At 46.6% G+C, this 17,461-nt stretch carries 17 protein-coding genes; 12 read left to right on the top strand and 5 right to left on the bottom strand.

What is annotated here, in order from left to right; all coding sequences use genetic code 11:
- Nucleotides 1–226: 226 nt before the first annotated feature.
- The 10 genes from V3C63_RS10275 (at nt 227) to V3C63_RS10320 (ending at nt 8,840) form a co-directional block, all read left to right on the top strand.
- A complete protein-coding gene (locus V3C63_RS10275) occupies nt 227–880 on the top strand; it encodes a VanZ family protein (protein WP_329887738.1) in 654 nt (217 codons plus the stop codon).
- An 87-nt stretch (nt 881–967) separates the two neighbouring features.
- Nucleotides 968–1,993, top strand: coding sequence for a UDP-glucose 4-epimerase GalE (galE, locus tag V3C63_RS10280; protein ID WP_329887739.1), 1,026 nt, complete (start codon nt 968–970; stop codon nt 1,991–1,993).
- Between the two features lie 13 nt (nt 1,994–2,006).
- Nucleotides 2,007–2,576, top strand: coding sequence for a hypothetical protein (locus V3C63_RS10285; protein ID WP_329887741.1), 570 nt, complete (start codon nt 2,007–2,009; stop codon nt 2,574–2,576).
- Between the two features lie 110 nt (nt 2,577–2,686).
- Nucleotides 2,687–4,207: an O-antigen ligase family protein gene (locus tag V3C63_RS10290; RefSeq protein WP_329887743.1), complete on the top strand. Its 1,521-nt coding sequence runs from the start codon at nt 2,687–2,689 to the stop codon at nt 4,205–4,207.
- On the top strand, nt 4,204–4,863 hold the full coding sequence (locus tag V3C63_RS10295; RefSeq protein WP_329887744.1) for an LbetaH domain-containing protein: 660 nt from the start codon (nt 4,204–4,206) through the stop codon (nt 4,861–4,863). Before V3C63_RS10290 ends, V3C63_RS10295 begins: the two co-directional genes overlap by 4 nt.
- A gap of 26 nt (nt 4,864–4,889) precedes the next feature.
- The gene (locus V3C63_RS10300) at nt 4,890–5,129 is read left to right on the top strand and encodes a hypothetical protein (RefSeq protein WP_329887745.1); all 240 of its coding nucleotides are present in this window, start codon (nt 4,890–4,892) and stop codon (nt 5,127–5,129) included.
- Nucleotides 5,119–6,225, top strand: coding sequence for a UDP-galactopyranose mutase (glf, locus tag V3C63_RS10305; RefSeq protein WP_329887747.1), 1,107 nt, complete (start codon nt 5,119–5,121; stop codon nt 6,223–6,225). The genes V3C63_RS10300 and glf overlap by 11 nt, the downstream gene beginning before the upstream one ends.
- Before the next feature lie 36 nt (nt 6,226–6,261).
- Nucleotides 6,262–6,555: a type II toxin-antitoxin system HicB family antitoxin gene (locus V3C63_RS10310; RefSeq protein WP_329887748.1), complete on the top strand. Its 294-nt coding sequence runs from the start codon at nt 6,262–6,264 to the stop codon at nt 6,553–6,555.
- A 102-nt stretch (nt 6,556–6,657) separates the two neighbouring features.
- Entirely contained in the window at nt 6,658–8,100 is a 1,443-nt protein-coding gene (locus V3C63_RS10315; RefSeq protein WP_329887749.1) for a hypothetical protein, read from the top strand.
- 11 nt (nt 8,101–8,111) lie between these two features.
- On the top strand, nt 8,112–8,840 hold the full coding sequence (locus tag V3C63_RS10320) for an acyl-[acyl-carrier-protein] thioesterase (RefSeq protein WP_329887751.1): 729 nt from the start codon (nt 8,112–8,114) through the stop codon (nt 8,838–8,840).
- 68 nt (nt 8,841–8,908) lie between these two features.
- Here V3C63_RS10320 and V3C63_RS10325 read toward each other — a convergent pair whose 3' ends face one another.
- Nucleotides 8,909–10,582 (bottom strand): 2-isopropylmalate synthase, encoded by a 1,674-nt coding sequence (locus V3C63_RS10325; protein ID WP_329887753.1) that lies wholly within the window; start codon nt 10,580–10,582, stop codon nt 8,909–8,911.
- Nucleotides 10,583–11,173: 591 nt separating this feature from the next.
- Here V3C63_RS10325 and V3C63_RS10330 point away from each other — a divergent pair.
- Together V3C63_RS10330 and V3C63_RS10335 are read left to right on the top strand one after the other, a co-directional pair.
- A complete protein-coding gene (locus tag V3C63_RS10330) occupies nt 11,174–12,274 on the top strand; it encodes a metallophosphoesterase family protein (protein ID WP_329887755.1) in 1,101 nt (366 codons plus the stop codon).
- Nucleotides 12,264–14,666, top strand: a complete 2,403-nt coding sequence (locus tag V3C63_RS10335) for an ATP-binding protein (protein ID WP_329887757.1) — start codon at nt 12,264–12,266, stop codon at nt 14,664–14,666. Before V3C63_RS10330 ends, V3C63_RS10335 begins: the two co-directional genes overlap by 11 nt.
- A gap of 61 nt (nt 14,667–14,727) precedes the next feature.
- Here the strand turns inward: V3C63_RS10335 and V3C63_RS11865 are convergent, their stop codons facing one another.
- The 4 genes from V3C63_RS11865 to V3C63_RS10350 form a co-directional block, all read right to left on the bottom strand.
- Nucleotides 14,728–15,153 carry an IS3 family transposase gene (locus V3C63_RS11865; RefSeq protein WP_425355384.1) on the bottom strand — a complete coding sequence of 142 codons (426 nt, stop codon included), beginning with the start codon at nt 15,151–15,153 and terminating at the stop codon, nt 14,728–14,730.
- 131 nt (nt 15,154–15,284) lie between these two features.
- On the bottom strand, nt 15,285–16,547 hold the full coding sequence (locus tag V3C63_RS10340) for a phosphotransferase (RefSeq protein WP_329887759.1): 1,263 nt from the start codon (nt 16,545–16,547) through the stop codon (nt 15,285–15,287).
- Nucleotides 16,548–16,587: 40 nt separating this feature from the next.
- Entirely contained in the window at nt 16,588–17,070 is a 483-nt protein-coding gene (locus V3C63_RS10345; protein ID WP_329887761.1) for a EutP/PduV family microcompartment system protein, read from the bottom strand.
- A 3-nt stretch (nt 17,071–17,073) separates the two neighbouring features.
- On the bottom strand, nt 17,074–17,442 hold the full coding sequence (locus V3C63_RS10350) for a BMC domain-containing protein (RefSeq protein WP_329887763.1): 369 nt from the start codon (nt 17,440–17,442) through the stop codon (nt 17,074–17,076).
- Nucleotides 17,443–17,461 lie beyond the last annotated feature (19 nt).

Genomic DNA, 17,461 nt, shown 5'->3' on the forward strand with positions numbered 1-17,461 from the left:
AGGTGTATAGAGAATAACTCGATTCAGGATAAATACTAATTAGGTCGGGGATAACTCCGGCCATTTTGTGATGAAAGAAAACCTGCTATTAAGAGTCAGATTTTTGCTTGACTTTTCTTGGCAGGTTTTGATGGATAGGTTGAGAGAGAGAATATGGTCACTTTGGAAACATTTAATGAAATCAGGGTATAATTTGTCATAAATCAATCACGGAGTGTGAAGCGTTTTGGTAAATGTATTTTTGACCCTTGCCCGATGGCTCAACCGGGCGTTGTTGACCCTTTCAGCAAAGATTTATCAGACGGATATGAGCGATTTAGCTGGAGATATTTGGGAGGGATATCGGCCCAATTGGACACCCGGCACGATCGGCTTGGGAATGATTATTCTGATCGTCACATTGATTGTTCTGATCGTCTTGCATCATCGAAAGAAAATTACTTTTGGCCAGGGTCTGGCGGCTATCTTTTTTGTGATTTATTTATATCTGATGTTTGGTTCTACGGTTTTTACGCGAACATCGGACGCGGTGGCACATGTGAATACGGATTTTTTATGGGAATACCGAAAAATCTTGGTGGATCACAGCTGGCACTATGTGAAAGAAGTGTTGCTTAACATGTTGATGCTTGCGCCCGTGGGATTTATGTTTCCCTTGGTTCGCGGCAAACGGGGTGTGGTGCTGGCCGTACTCTTCGGATTTGTCTGCTCGCTTGGCATTGAGGGGATGCAATGGCTCTTTAAATGTGGCCTGTTTGAATATGACGATTTGTTTAATAATACCGTTGGGGCTTTGTTAGGATATATGCTGTATCGTGTCCTGATGCCTTGGCACGGCAGAAAGAAAAAAATGGGGCGGCAATCAAAGCGTACGGCATGAAAAGCAGTTTAAAAATAAGAAAAGTGACAGTTTTTTCATTTATACTATTTGAAAATAATACGAATTTAAAAAGACGGAGGCAATGACGTGGTAATTTTATTAGCCGGGGGCGCAGGATATATTGGTTCTCACACGGCAGTCCAGCTTTTGAACGCAGGCCATCAGGTCGTGGTGATCGATAACTTTTGCAACAGCAGTCCCGAGGCGATTAAACGGGTGGAGAAACTCACCGGGAAAAAGATAGTCCTTTATCAGGGGGACGTTAAAAATCATGCGGTGGTGCGCCAGGCCCTAAAAGAAAACACGGTTGACTGTGTGATTCATTTTGCCGGGCTAAAGGCTGTTGGCGAATCAGTCGTCAAACCGGTTGCGTATTATCGCAATAATATCGATACAACTTTAACGTTATTGGAATGCATGCAAGAGGCCGATGTGCATCAAATAGTATTTTCGTCGTCGGCAACCGTTTATGGTGAAGAAAACCCAGTGCCCTATGAAGAAACCATGCCCCGGGGACGTTGCTCTAATCCTTATGGATGGACCAAAGCCATGATGGAGCAAATTTTGCAGGATGCGGCGGTGGCTGATTCGGCGTTATCGGTGGTTTTGCTGCGCTACTTTAATCCCATTGGGGCCCACCCTTCCGGTGAAATCGGGGAGGATCCTCAGGGTATTCCCAATAATTTGATGCCCTATGTTTCCCAGGTGGCGGTGGGACGTCGTGAATGCCTGACCATTTTTGGCGATGACTATGAAACCCCGGACGGCACCTGCACCCGAGACTACATTCATGTGATGGACTTGGCAGACGGCCATGTCAAGGCGGTGGTGTACGCAGCGAAACATCATGGGGTTGAAATCTTTAATCTTGGAACCGGCAAGCCCTATTCGGTTTTGGAAATGGTCAAAACGTTTGAACAGGCAAACGGAATTCACGTGCCCTATCAGATCGGAGAACGACGGGCTGGCGATTTGCCGGCATGTTGGGCCAATGTGGATAAAACTAAAACGATTTTAGGATGGGAAGCGAAAAGATCTTTGGAGGATATGTGTCGTGATTCCTGGCACTGGCAGAAGAAAAATCCCCGGGGCTATTCGGATTCGGAAGCTTAATGAATGGAGGTTGTTGATGTTAAAAAAGCATAGAAGATTAGGTTTTGCATTAGCGATAACGATGGTATACATTGGTTTGCTCAGCGCTTGCGGCAGTCAGCCGCGACAACAGAAAAATCGTTCAACAGGAGAAAAGACGTCTGAAAAAACGGCATCCGCACAGAGTGCATCAACGACGTCAGCTCAAAATTATTACACGAATACGTTGTATCAAAATATTTTTTTGCAGTTCCAAGGCTCTGTGGCAGAAAGTCAGTTGGCAAAGGAAGTAAAACAAAATCTATCGGTTCTCAACACGGATACGTTTTCGGTGAGCAAAGCCAAAGCGTCGGCATCCCATCAAGCGACCATTACCGTCACCGAGAAAGGGAAAACCGATCCGGTTGTGACATTTATCTTTAAAATGGTTGGAGATGTGCCGTCTGATGAGGACGAATGTACGGGCATTCAATACAGTAGCATTGCCAAAGCTGTGCTGGTAAACAATCAAGACGGAGCACCGACTTATTACAAAATTCAAAATGGCAAGAAGACAAAGGTGCACGCCATCGAATCATTGACGGCTTTTGTCAAAAAATGGTAGTGGCTATACAATTTTAAATGGACGTTGTATAACAAAGCGATCTTAAATCTTTTGGGATAGATCGCTTTAATTTTTGAGAAACATAAAAGGGGGCATAAAAAATATCCGACATGAAGGAAAAAGCAATTCATTGGCTCAATCATGATATTAACGATTATTTATTCTATGTGGCATACGGCCTTTATCTGGTGATTTCGATTCTTAATAATTCGCGGTTTGTCTCCACTTTTCCCAATTGGCCCATTAACAAGCTCTTGACATTGGCTATTTTATTGTTAATGTTAAAAGCGTTTTTGAATCAAACCTATGCTTATCAGGAAAGATTAGGGATTTGTTTGTCCTTTGGCATTTTGGCCTGGATTAATTTTTCAATTGGCGATGTGGTCACCAATCCGATCACTTGGATTGTTGCTTTTATTTTGAGTGCGAGGGATATTGAGTTTCAAAAAATTGTCAAAATGACGATTGTGATTTCGTCGATCATGCTGGGGTTGGTCATTTTTTGCAGTTTGCTCAAAGTGATTCCCAACGACGTCATGGGCTATCCGGACCGAACCCGTTATTTTTTGGGCTTTACCTATCCGTCATTGCCGCCAACTTTATTGTTTAATATTACGGCGCTGCTGGTGTATTTAAAACGCGATTCGCTGGGGAAGGCGGCATTGATTACATTGCTGGCGGTCAATATCCTCCTTTTTATTTTTACCGATTCGCGCAATCCATTCATTTTGGTATGTATTGCCCTGGCAACAGTGCTTTTGTTGCAGCATCGGTCATCGCTGTTGGAAAATATGCATGTGCTTGGCTGGATAATGGTTTTTTCGACGTTGATTTTCGGCGTGCTGAGCATTTATCTGGCGTATATTTACGACCCTAATGTGCATTGGCTAGCCACGCTTAACGGCTGGCTTTCAGGACGTTTGCGATTAGGACACGTGTCAATCGTAACGCGGGGCATTAAATGGTTTCCCAGGCCTTTCCCGATGTCAACTGCCGGGGGTTCCAGCAGTCCGACGTATAATTATATCGATAGTGCTTATTTGCAGGTACTTCAGGAATACGGGATTTTGCTTTGTGTAGCCTTCGAAGGTGTGCTGATCTGGGGTTATTGGAAGATCTGGAAACAAAAAGAATACTATTTGCTGATCGTGCTGACCTTTATGGCGTTGAATGCTATGATCGATCGAAATTTAATGAGATTGCATTTTAATACGTTCTGGATGGCGCTGGGCGTGGCCCTTTTTGCTTCCAGCGAGGAACGGGATTTATTAACAGCCCACACGCGCTACATACCGGTTGATCAAATTAATGCAGCGGTCAATCAATATGGTGCAAGCCCTGGAAAAGAACAGAAAGCCGCCGTTGAAAGGGCCAGGAAACAGGCCCGTGAGCGGGCGAAATCTGAAGCGGAGGGGTGGACGTCTGCTTCAAGCGGCAACGCGAATGAGGTCCGGCGAGCGAAGCAAATGGATGATCAGGCGGCGCGCATTGCCAAAGATATTTTAAAGCGGCAACGGACAAAATCATCGACTGGCCTTTTCAATGTCGACCGTGCTGCACCGAATGAAAACGCAAAGAATGGGCGGCCGGGTCACACACGACACTACCGAAGGGATAAGGAGCAATCATGATTAAAATTCAAGATTTGTTTGATTTAGAGCATTCCATGGCAAAAGATTTCCTCGAACGACTGACTTATCCTTGGGAGGCTTTGGCCGATCTTTCCGATTGGATTATGGCGACGGGAAAAAATTTGAACCCCGAATTGTATGAGGAACGTGCAGAACACGTTTGGGTGCATAAAACAGCGGAAGTGATGCCGTCTGCATTTCTGGCCCCCCCCTGCATCATCGGACCGCGCACGCAGGTGCGTCACGGGGCTTTTATCCGCGGTTCGGCACTGGTGGGCGAGGATTGCGTGATCGGCAATTCGGCGGAGCTCAAAAATGTGATATTGTTTGATAACGTAGAAACACCGCACTATAATTATGTGGGCGACAGTATCCTGGGCTTTCACGCCCACATGGGGGCCGGTTCCATCACGTCTAATGTCAAAGCAGATCGACAAAATATTATGATCAAAACAGCAGAGGGCGAATTGGAAACCGGTCTGCGGAAAATTGGCGCAATGGTGGGCGATTGGGTTGAAGTGGGCTGTAATGCCGTGTTAAATCCGGGGACGATTATCGGACCGCGCACGAATATTTATCCTACGGTTTCTCTGCGCGGGGTGATTCCGGCAGATCACATTGTGAAGGATGGTGGAACCGTGGTGCCGAAACGTTAATAGATTATGAGAACAAAAGGAGGCGATTGAATGCAAAATCTTCTTTCATTTATATTATCAGCGATTATTCTGCTTGTAGCCATCCGCATAGAACTGAAAATTGCGGGCTGCTTATTGCGAGTGCTGGTCGCGCTGGCGGCCGTCGCTTTGATCATTTGGTGTTTCGCAGCGCTCTTGACGATTTAATGGCATCGCTCATCGTTCTGTGCTATAATAATGGCGTTAATTTTAGAATATTGAGTGAGGATCAAACCAATGAAATATGATTATCTAGTGGTTGGCGCAGGCCTTTACGGCGCTGTTTTTGCGCAGGAAGCGAAAAAAGCGGGGAAATCGGTTCTGGTGATCGACAGACGGTCGCATATCGCAGGCAATGTTTATACAGAGGCAGTGGCCGGCATTCAGGTGCATCGTTATGGCGCGCACATCTTCCATACCAACAACAAAACAGTATGGCAATATGTCAGTCACTTTGCGACATTCAACCGCTTTACCAATTCGCCGGTGGCCAATTACAAAGGAGAGCTTTATTCGCTGCCCTTTAATATGTACACTTTTAATAAAATGTGGGGCGTGGTGACGCCGCAGGAAGCGGCGGATAAAATCGCCGAACAGAGAAAAGAAGCCGGCATTGCCGAACCGAAGAGCCTGGAAGAACAGGCGATCAGCCTGGTCGGGATCGATATTTATGAAAAGCTCATCAAGGGCTATACCGAAAAACAATGGGGCAGGCCCTGCACAGAGCTGCCGAGCTTTATCATCAAGCGGCTGCCGGTTCGCTTGACTTTTGATAATAATTATTTTAATGCTTTGTATCAAGGGATTCCGATTGGCGGATATACGCAGATGGTTGCAAACATCCTTGATGGCATTGATGTGCAGTTGGAGCAGGATTATTTTGATGATAAGGCCCGTTGGGATGGGATGGCCGATCAAGTGATTTACACGGGCGCCATCGATGCCTATTTCGGCTTTAAACTCGGGCATTTGGAATACCGTTCGGTGCGTTTTGAAACGGAAGAACTCAATATAGATAATTTTCAGGGCAATGCGGCGGTTAATTACACCGATCGCGAAACGCCCTGGACGCGGATTATCGAACACAAGTGGTTTGAGTTTGGCAAATCCGATCCGGGGAAAACGGTCATCAGCCGGGAATACTCTTCGGAATGGCAACCGGGCGATGAACCGTATTATCCCGTGAATGACGAAAGGAACAACGCCCTTTATGAAGCGTACCGCAAACTGGCCGAGAAAGAAGCGCATGTGGTTTTCGGCGGCCGACTGGGTGAATATAAATATTACGACATGGATGCTGTGATCGCAGCCGCTCTTGAAAAAAGCCATCAGATTTTGGCGTGAGCCTATTTTGGCTGACGGAAGTAAGAAGGAGAGAAAATGCTTAAAATATATCCAGCTGTTTATCACACTGAAGATGGAAAGGTAACTTGCCACTTCCCGGATTTGCCGGAAGTACCTGCCTTTTCTGAAGAGGACAAGGAAAGTGTGGCTGAAAAAGCTAAAGAAGTGCTGGGGCGTTACTATGTTAAAAAGTCTCAGGATCGTGAAACCATTCCGGATCCTTCAAATGCGCGTTTGATGCAGGCCGAAGGCGACGATGTGATCGAATATGTTTATACCGATATCGATCAGTATTGGGACAACACCAAAGCAAAAGAGATTTGGGTGTAAAAAAGTTTCCGCGATATAATGAGAAAGCTGCCTTTGGCAGCTTTTTTCAGGCGAATTATACCAATCAAAATGATAGGTATGATTTGAAAGAGATGATCATTAATGATGAAAGATTATTTTACAATTGAGAATATTCAACGTGCCGTATCTCCCGAAGCTTTACTGGCCGGCTCTTTTGGCATTGAGCGCGAGGGACTGCGGATGAAAGCAGACGGGGCATTGGCCTTGACATCGCACCCCGCTATTTTTGGCAATAAATTAACCAATCCGTTGATCACAACGGATTTTTCGGAAAGTCAAATTGAAATTGTCACACCGGCGTTAAGCAGTGTTGAAAAAACTTATCAGCTTTTATCCCATTTGACGGACTTGGTGGAAACTGCGTTGCCCTGGGACGAGTTCTTTTGGCCCAATTCAATGCCTTGTGTTTTGCCGCCGTTAGATCAAATTCCCATTGCGCATTATGAAGGAGCCCCCGATGCGGAAGCTTCAATGCTTTATCGCCGGGGCTTGGCCCAAAAATACGGTGCCCAGAAACAAATGCTTTCGGGGATTCACTTCAATTATTCTTTGGCGGAAGAAACGGTTAAGACGTTGTATCGTAACTCAAAACAAAAGGAGAGTTCACTTTCTTATCAAGCGTTTAAAGATGAACTTTATTTAAAAATAGCTCGAAATTATCTGCGTTATCGTTGGTTGATAATCTATCTGAGCGGTGCCACCTCGGCTGCCCATGCGACTTTCGCAAAGGAGTGTCTGCGGCTCATGCCCAACCAAGACGGTGCCCAAGGGTATTTCAGCGAGGCAGGTCCCAGTTATCGCAACGGGACCACCGGCTATAAAAATATTGATCCGCTGTATCCGCGTTACGATAGCTGTGTACATTTTGCGGATGATGTGGCCGCATTTGTGCAGGAGGGAAAACTTTCTCAGCCGAAGGAATTGTATGCGCAGGTGCGCCTGAAACCCAAGGATCCCAAAGACTGGCTGCATTCGCTGGCAAAGGACGGGATCGACTATATCGAAATGCGCACGATGGATCTCAATCCTTTTGATAAATGCGGCATCAGCCTGATTGATATGCAACTCATGCATCAAATGATGCTGTATTGTTTGCTAAAGCCAGAATCGAATACGGATTTTGCAGCCGTTCAGGTAGAAGCCTTTCACAATGAAAATCTAGCAGCCGAACGCGGATTTTGCGGTGATTTAATGCTGAGCCGGGATGGAGAAGCAGTTGGTTTTAAAACCTGGTCCCTTGAATTAATTGACGAAATGCTGGAGATGGACGATCGCTTGTCGTTAGGCCGACAGAAAATGCTTAAAACAATGAGACGTCGTGTAACCCACCCGGAAACGACCCATGCCGCTAAATTGAATGCATCCATCAAGGAGATGAGTTTTCTTGAAACAAACCTGGCACTGGCGGCAGAATATCGAATCGAAAGCAAAGTTGCGATACAATTGGGTTTGCAGAAGGGCGATGCGTGGCTTGCACAATACGACGGACCGGCACTCCCGGGACGTCGCATTGCGGCCGAATAACAGGGTGGCTTATGGGAAAGATTTTTGAGAGGCCGCAGGCCATTGCGACATACGACTGCCTGGAGGATCATCATTTGTCGCCGGTTGCCGTGATGAATTATTTTCAGCAGATTTCGCTGGAGCACAGCGCGTCTTTAAAAGCCGGGCCTTACGAGCTCAGCGCGTTGGATCTGACATGGATCGTCGTAAAGTATCATGTCGATTTTTGGCAGATGCCCCGGTTTCTGGATCAGTTGCAGCTGGGGACTTGGGCCTCGGCTTTTAAAGGGTTTACGGCTCACCGCGGATTTTTTTTGAAAAATCAATCGGGGGAGCGCATGGTGGATGGCCGGTCTCATTGGATGATGGTGGACCGTCGGCAGAATCACATTGTCCGCGTTAATGAAGTGCCGATCAATGCGGTTTATGATGTGGAAGATCAGGGGCCAAGGTTTAAAATGCCGCGGTTGGCGAGAATCAAAGATTGGGAAAATGTGCGTCAGTTTAGCGTGCGCTATTTGGATATTGACTATAACGGTCACGTCAACAATGTGTGCTATTTGGCCTGGGCGTTGACGTGTTTGCCGGCTGCGGTGCTTCAATCCAGAACGTTAAAGACGCTGGACATCGTCTTTAAAGAACAGGCCCTCTATGGAGATGTGGTTACCGTGAAGGATCGGGAGATCGCTCCGGATTGTTATCGGGTCGATATTTTCAATGCCAATGAGACATTGCTCACGCAATTACAATTGCAATTTTAAAGACAAAAAATAAAAACCACCAGATCAATGTGAGCTGGTGATTTTTATTTGTCATAGTTTTGTAATTGCTAAGCCTTTTCAGGGCCAATTTGGTTGATGGCGGAGACAAGTCCTTTGATCGACGCGACGATAATATCGTTATCAATGCCGGCCCCCCACACAATGCGCCCGTCGCCAAGGGTCAAGCCGATATAAGCCACTGCCCGAGCCTTTGAACCGCTTTCCAATGCGTGTTCGCTGTAGGCCAGGTCGACGATGGGGGTATGGATATGGCGGATGACCGTGTTGAACACCGCGTCGATACGGCCGTTTCCGTCTTCCTCATAGTCACCGATATCCCCCTCATTATTGATGGTTAAATGAGCACGAATCCGTCCGTCCTCCAACTGTTCGAAATGTGCTTTTGGAATGCCAAAGTAATCTTCTTTATTAACATAGGTGTCCATAAAGATTTGATAGATCTCGTCCGGTATGAGCTCCTTATGGGCATGGTCCGAAACGTCTTTGACCGCATATCCAAAGTTTTCGCGCATTTTTTTCGGCAGATTAAAACCGTATTTCTGTTCGAGCACATAGCCGATGCCGCCTTTGCCGGACTGGGAATTGATGCGAATGACATCTTTTTCGTACCTGCGGCCGATATCCGTGGGGTCAATGGCGAGATAGGGGACGTCCCAGGTGTTTTTATGGTCTTCTTCCCGCAGATGCATGCCCTTGGCAATGGCATCCTGATGAGAGCCGGAGAAGGCGGCAAAAACCAATTGTCCGGAATAAGGCTGGCGTTCATAAACATGCATGCGGGTATCGCGTTCGTAGGCTTCGGCCAGTTCCGGTAGATTGCTGAAGTCAAGTTTGGGATCGACCCCGTGGGTGTACATATTGAGCGCCAGGGTAATCACATCGACATTTCCGGTGCGTTCCCCATTGCCGAAAAGCGTCCCTTCGACGCGGTCAGCGCCGGCGAGAAGGCCTAATTCCGTATCGGCAACTCCGCAGCCTCGGTCGTTGTGCGGGTGAAGCGAAAGCAAAACGTTGTCGCGGTGTTTGAGGTGTTTGCTCATGTATTCAATCTGACTGGCATAAACATGGGGCATCGATAATTGAACGGTAACCGGGAGGTTGATGATGACCTTGTTATCGGGAGTGGGCTGCCATACATCGAGCACGGCGTTGCACACGTCGAGGGCGTAATCAATTTCTGTGCCGGTGAAACTTTCCGGGGAGTATTCAAATTGAAAATTGCCGTTGGTTTCCTTGGCCAGACGATCGAGGAGCTCGGCCCCATCGACAGCAATTTTTAAAATTTCGTCCTTCGGTTTGCGAAAAACCTGTTCGCGCTGAGCCTTAGAAGTGGAGTTGTAGAGGTGGACAATGGCCCTTTTGCAGCCATCCAAAGCTTCAAAAGTCTTCTTGATGATATGCTCCCTGGCCTGGGTCAGCACCTGAACGGTCACGTCGTCGGGGATCATGTCCCGTTCGATCAGCGCGCGCAAAAATTCGTATTCCGTTTCTGAAGCGGCGGGAAAGCCGACTTCGATTTCTTTAAAGCCGACCTTCACTAAGTAATTGAAATAGTCTAGTTTTTCTTCGAGGCTCATCGGGATGATCAGCGCCTGATTGCCATCGCGCAAGTCGACGGAACACCAGATAGGCGCGTGATCGATGTATTCCTTGGCAACCCAGTCATTGGACGGTTCCGGGGGCATAAAATATTGGCGGCGGTATTTTTTGTAATTCATCATTTTGGGTTCCTCCTGATAGATAAGTGGGTGGGTGGAGCCATTAAAAAACGCCTCCATGCCAAATGCATAGAGGCGAGGACACATCATTGGGATGCGGTTTCGCGGTACCACTCTATTTCGCAACGAATATTGATTGCGTGTTCGTTGCCTCATTATCGGATACGGCTTAACAAGCATTGCTAAGATTATATCCTCCCAGGATAACGGATGGGATCCGGCTTGCCTAATGATTAAAACGTTCAGCTTACCGCTCGAGGGCCAGTTCAAATTCCTTTCACAACCGCTTCACATCGGCCAGCGGCTTTCTGGATGTTTGGAGGAAATTTACTACTCCCTGTCAATACGTTGGATTTATATTAGCGTTCACATATACAATTGTCAAGAAGTTCGGCAAAAATATGCAATTAAAAAACCGATTTTTTTCAAAATCGATTAAAAAATCTTCTGTAAATAAAAGTTTCCAATTCTGCTAAAGAAAAAAAGCTATGTTATAATAAAAAGCACTAAAAAATGAGAGGGCTGAACATTTGATGAGAGGCATTTAAATGGACGGCATAATCAACACTTTAAGTGATAAGGAAAGGATGACTGATGAAAATATCCTTTATCCATACGGGAGATATTCATTTAGGGCGCCAGTTTCATTTTAAAAGCGGTGATCCGGGACTTGGTGAAAGACGACGCATGGAGCTCTGGAAAACTTTTGATAAAATCATTCAAACGGCCGAAAAAAATCATATTCATTATCTGATTATCAGCGGCGATCTTTTTGATTCGCTAGAGACGGACATCAAATTATTAAAAATGGTTTCGGAACGACTGAGCCGGCTCACCGTGTCGAAGGTGATCATTTGCCCGGGTAATCACGATTATTATAGTCCGGCGAGCCTTTATGGCTTGGTGTCCTGGCCGGAGAACGTCACGATTTTTAAAAGCGGAAAGATGGAAGACGTGTATTTTGAAGACACACAGACCCATATTTACGGGCTTGGGTGGACGCGCGACACCTATAAGCAAATGCCGTTTGATGCCGGCCATTTGCCAGTCCGAGAAGCGGATAATAATATTTTGGTCTTGCATGGAGATGCTCTCAATGTTCAAAGTCCGTTTATGCCGATCGATCTCAGCCTGTTTGATTATTTTGATTACGTGGCGTTGGGACATATTCACAAAGGCACTTTTTTAAACAAGCGCGCGGCTTATTGCGGTTGTCCCGAACCTTTGGCTTTTAAAGATGGCGGCGATTGCGGCATTGTCGTTGGGCAAATTGATCGGCATCATCTGCAGACACAAAATGTCTTGACGCAGAAGCGGCGGTTTATCACGCGGATCATTGGCGTTGAGCCGGGAATGACATTGGATGATTTGCGGCGCATTTGCACCGGCGTCGATAAGGAACCTGCGCGGATGCGTCATTTTTATCGGCTTAAGCTGGAGGGTTATCACAATGTGGATCTTTCACTCGAATGGTTGCAGGAAGAGCTGTCCCATCTTTTTTATTATTTGGAATTGGATGGGAGCGCTTTAGAGCCGGATCTTGATATCGACCGTTTGCTGGAAGAAAATGCTGATAATATTATCGGCCGTTTCATTCAGGAAATGCGGCGCAATGGGACGGATCCCGTTGCGAAAAAAGCTCTTTACTATGGGGTTGAAGGGCTGCTGCAGCACGGAGGCAACCATGAAAATTAAAACGCTGAATCTGCATGCTTTCGGTAGATTTAAAAACACAACCATCGAAGTGTTGGATGGCTTTAATTTGATTTTCGGGCCCAATGAAGCGGGAAAATCAACGATTCAAGCCTTTATCGAGGGGATGTTTTTTGGCTTCTACAAACCCTATCGCAAACGCCGGACGTATAGTGATGATTACGAACGCTATCGGCCGTTGCACAGTGATAAATATTACGGTTCTATCATTATCGAAGATAATGCCGGGCGTGAAGTTCGCATTGAACGGGATTTTTTGCAGGAGCGAGATGGTGTTCGCATTTTTGACAACATCACCGGAGAAGATATTTCGGAGACTTATCCTTACGATCCAGTAACCAAGCAGTATATACCGCTAGGATACAACGCTGTTAATTCTTCTGTGTATAATAACACGGTTAATTTTAAACAAATGGCAGCCCGTTCTGATGAAGATCTTGCAGCGGAAATCAATAGCCGGTTGGTTAACATGGCGGGTGATCAGTCCGGTGATATTTCGGTGACGGGTGTATTGGATTATCTGGCGCAGAAAAAAGAGTCCATCGGTACTTTCCGACGAAGTCAGTCCAATTATGGGATGACCGTTCGCAAGCGTGATACCTATGAAGAAGCATTGGATCTCGCACAGAAAAAGTATCAGCGGATTCGGACTAATCAAAAGCGAATTTTGCAGTATCAGGATCATTTGGCGATATTGGCAGATAAACAGGGCAAGCTGGAAACGGCTAAGCGTGATCGCGAGCAGCAGGCAGTGGACGCTCAGCGAAGAAAGGTTGAAGCAGTTCGGGCTGAAGGGAAAAAACTTCAGAATCAGATTGATGCCTTAACGGCACAAACGGCCTACTACAAACCGGAAATAGACGATCAGCTTCGATTGATGGCAAAGCATTGCGAAGATCTGGCGCGAAAGAAGACCGCAATTCAAAAAGAATTAACCGGCGCGAAAAATAAATTGGAACGGGCAACGCACCGGGAGGCGCAGCTGTCGCAAAAGCTGAGCGGCATTGACGAGGCCAGTGTCAATGATGACTGGGCTTTGTATCGGCAGTGTATGGGTCAGCCTTTAGCGGAAGATGAAGCGGCTGAAAGGAAAACGGGCCAGACTTTTGCCGGTAGTCAGGGTCTTTTGGGAATTAGTCCTTTCGTTTGGGGCGGCGTGGTATTAGTCGGAATCGTATTGCTGGTTCTCGCCTTGTTAAACCCTAATGCGATGCTCCGTTTTGGGTTGCAGGTGTTTCTTTCAGCGTTGGGATTGGCCGGAATGCTGGCCGGCGGAGGCTTCTTGCTGGTGCATCGATTGGGACAGACATCGTCAAGTGAGCATCGAATATCGCAACAGCCGAAAACAACTTCTGAGACAGATGAAGTGGACTGGCTGGTAACGCAAATCATGGCCACTTATGGCCAGCGGCATCGCGCCGGATTTGAAAAAATCATGAAACGTTTGATAAATGCTTTTGAAGAACAGAAGTTGTTGAAAAAACAGGTGACGGATCTCCACTATCAAATTGATCGGCTGTCCGATGATGCGGCGGATTGCAGTGATGTGATACAACAGGAAACGGCCGCGATTCAGGCGATTTTATCGCCGCTGGACTTGGATTCAATCGAGGATTACCGAGCCGGTGCCGGCATTCAGGAGCAGATTCGGGATCTGCAGGCAAAACGCCAGGCCAATGCGGAACTATACGAGAGTTTGTCCGGTGAAGATTATGTGCGTATGCCCAAACGGTCGGATTTGTTTGAGACAGACCGATCCGAAGATCGCAAATTAGCGCAATCGATGGAAAGTGCCAAACGGGAGATTGCGAGTTTAGAAGGCGAGAACCAGACGCTCGCAGAGGAAACCGAATCCCCGGTGGTATTGAAAGAAAAAATTGAGGCGCTCAACGATCAGATTGAAGCCTACGAAACCGAACTTAAGGCCTGCGATATGGCCGAAGCCTTTTTCAATCAATATCAAAAGGAAAGCCACTATATGCGAGCCGGCGATCTCAATCAGAAGATTGGGGATATTTTGGGGAAAATCACACACAAATATCACGAAGTCAAAGTGGATGATCAGCTGAATATTCGGGTGGTGAGCCCGGGCAGCGGGGCATTGATTGACCTGAAGCAATTATCCGGCGGGACCATCGATCAAATTTATTTTGCACTACGATTTGGCGTGCGGGATATTGTAGATCGTGGCAGAAACTTGCCTTTTATTCTAGACGATCCCTTTGTTCAATACGACGATGTTCGCAAGAAAGCGGCGATTCAATTTTTGAATCAGGTGAGCGAAGACGATCAGGTTTTGCTCTTTACTTGCAGTAGTGATGAAAAAAATATTATGGATGAAGCCGGCATATCATATGTTGGTATCGGCATTTAAAAAAGACCTTGAAAGCAGTTGATATGTACCCAAAATCCTGGACACATCATTGGAACCTAGGTTAGCAATAGATGGATGTTCTCCTGTATTTTACAGGAGGCATCCATTTTGTTTTGCTCTGGATCCGTTCGTTATTGTAGTAGTTTATATAGCTCCTTACTGCTTTGAAGAAGGAATCAAACGATTGGTATTCCTTTTCATAGCCATCATACATTTCGTTCTTAAGCCTGCCAAAGAATGTCTCTATAATGCAGTTATCATAGCAGTTCCCTTTTCTTGACACAGACTGGATAATACCGTGTTTCTTCAGCTCGCTACGACAGAAAGCCTGCTGATATTGCCATCCCTGATCACTGTGCAAAATTAGACCCTTTACGGAAGGAAATTTTCTAAATGCTCTTGTCAGCATTCGCTTAATCTGTTCCATGTTCGGGCTTACTGACAGATCACAGGAGATTATCTCATTAGTCCCCATACTTCTACGCATTTCCCCTTGAATTCATAACTGTATCGCATAAAAACACCCTCCTTACTGGTACATTTTCATGTCCAGTAAAGAGGGTACATATCAGTTGCCTTTCGGGGTTTTTTGTGTGGTACCGAGTGTAAATATGCGGTTTAGAGTTGAAAAGTGGATCGCGGATGATTCACGGCCATCATTTTTAAATAATGGGTGAAAGCGGCCATATTTGGCGGTGCGATGCGATTGGTGAATAGACCTTCAAAAATAGTCAGCATGAGCAAAGTCGGGTAGAGCCGATCTTCGCCAAGGCGTTCCAGATCGTGGCATAAAGCGGGATCCGGCAGACGGGAAGTGGCGTTGATCGCCGTGAAGAGCAATGCTTCTTTGAAATGCGCCAAGAGATAATGATCGACATCCAGATGCTGCAGAGGATAATTGATTGCCTTATTGGCTTCGACCAGTTGTCTGAAGGTTTGATCAAAGTTGTCATAAAGAGCGATCATTTGGTTGATCAAATAAGCCTGGAAGGCTGAAACGTCTTTGGGATCCGCCTGTCTATCGCCATACCAGGAGAGATAGTTGAGAACAAAGGATGCGGTAAAGCGGCCAAGATCTTGGGCGATGGGGCCAAAGCCGGCGAATTCCGTGTCGATGACTTTGATGTGTTCGGCATCAACCATGATATTTGACGCGTGAATATCCGTGTGAATTAAACATTCTTTGGCATTTAAAAAGCGGTCGGCCAATCGTTTGATTTTTTGTTGGATGGTCGGATTGCCGATAATGCGCTTGCGAAGAGGCAGCGCTTCAAGCTGCGTCGGCCGTTCCAAGGTGACGACACTGTTGCTTTGAAAGACGGAAAAAAACAAGGTGTCGTAGGCGCCGTTTTCGAAATAGTGGCAAAGTTTTTCAAAGCGGTAACGCGTCATGTTGAGGGCAGACGAGTCGAAAAGATTTCGAGCAAAAAAACTGCCCATCCGCGAAGCCAGCATTGGATATTGATGCATCCGACTGTTTTCGTAGCGCAGCATTTTCAGCGCGCTCAGATCTTCCATTACGGTGATGCCTAAGGGCTCATCATAAAGATAAATCTCCGGACAGATACCGGGAGAGACTTGATTCCAAAAAATTAAAACGGCGTTTTCGTTGCGAATGCGGGTGGGATCGATTGGTGGTTTAGCACGATCTTCCGGGCTGTCTGTGCGGCTGATGGGAATGGCGCAGACGCGTTTAACAACAACCGAATGGCCGTTAGATCCGCTGACCCGAAAAAGTTCGTTCATAAAACCCTCGGCGCTTTCTTTAACATTGCGCAAATCTTCGACGCTTAGGGTGCAGCTTTGAGGGAAAAGTTGATGGTTCTTCAGGTATTGACCGATCCAGGAGATCGTTGCGGGTTGTTTTTGCTCTTTTGCCATGGAAACTCCTTAAAAAAGCCCGGAATATCCGGGCCCAGGTTTAACGAAAAATATTGTCTTTAACATCGAGATAACGATGAATCTCTTCGGTGAGTTCGGGAATGCCCTCCCCGGAAAAGGAGGAGACTTCAAAAATTTTGTCTTTTTTAATGCCGGCGTATTCGAGATAGCGGTGGCTTCGGGCGATATCGGCTTTTTCGTCGTCTCGTCGATCGATTTTTGTGACAACGCCGATTGCGGGGACATTAAAGAACGAAATAAAATTCGGACGGATGGAGTTCATGGTGTCCACACAGGAACTGACCATGATGATCAGGGCACTGTCCAATGAAACGGAAACGGCCTGATGGGAAAAAATGGACATCTCGATGAATTCGCCCGGCGTATCGATAAAATTATCGGTGTAGGTAACCTGCTGGGTCTTGGCGTATTTCAATTCCTTTTGCTGGAGACACTGCATCAACGTGGTTTTGCCGCTTCTGATTCTGCCCATTAGAGCGACACGATTGCGATTACTGGCCATCGATTAAGAGTGGGTGATATGATCGGGGACGTCGAATCCCAAAGTGTTCTTGAGGAACTCAATGATAGCGCGAACGGCAGAGTTCACATCGCTGATGGCCCCGGTGATGACGAGAGAACCGCTGAATCGGTCGAGAAAACCGATTTGAACGGCGGCAGCCTTGGTGCCGACATCCGCTGAGATAATGGACGCCTCGCTTGGTGTGATGGTCAGGATGCCGATGGCATCGTTGCGGTCTTCTTCGAGGCCAAGCTTGACATAGACGTCGTGTTTTGGATTGGCGATCACGTGCGCAAGAGTCACTTGCTTCCCGGGGACATATTCTTGTATCGAGCGTTCAATGCCTTCGCGGTCTTTATCTAAACTGGGCATGGGGTTCTCCTTGTGTCTT

Origin of the sequence: Pseudoramibacter faecis, assembly GCF_036289405.1 — a bacterium.
GTDB lineage: Bacteria > Bacillota > Clostridia > Eubacteriales > Eubacteriaceae > Pseudoramibacter > Pseudoramibacter faecis.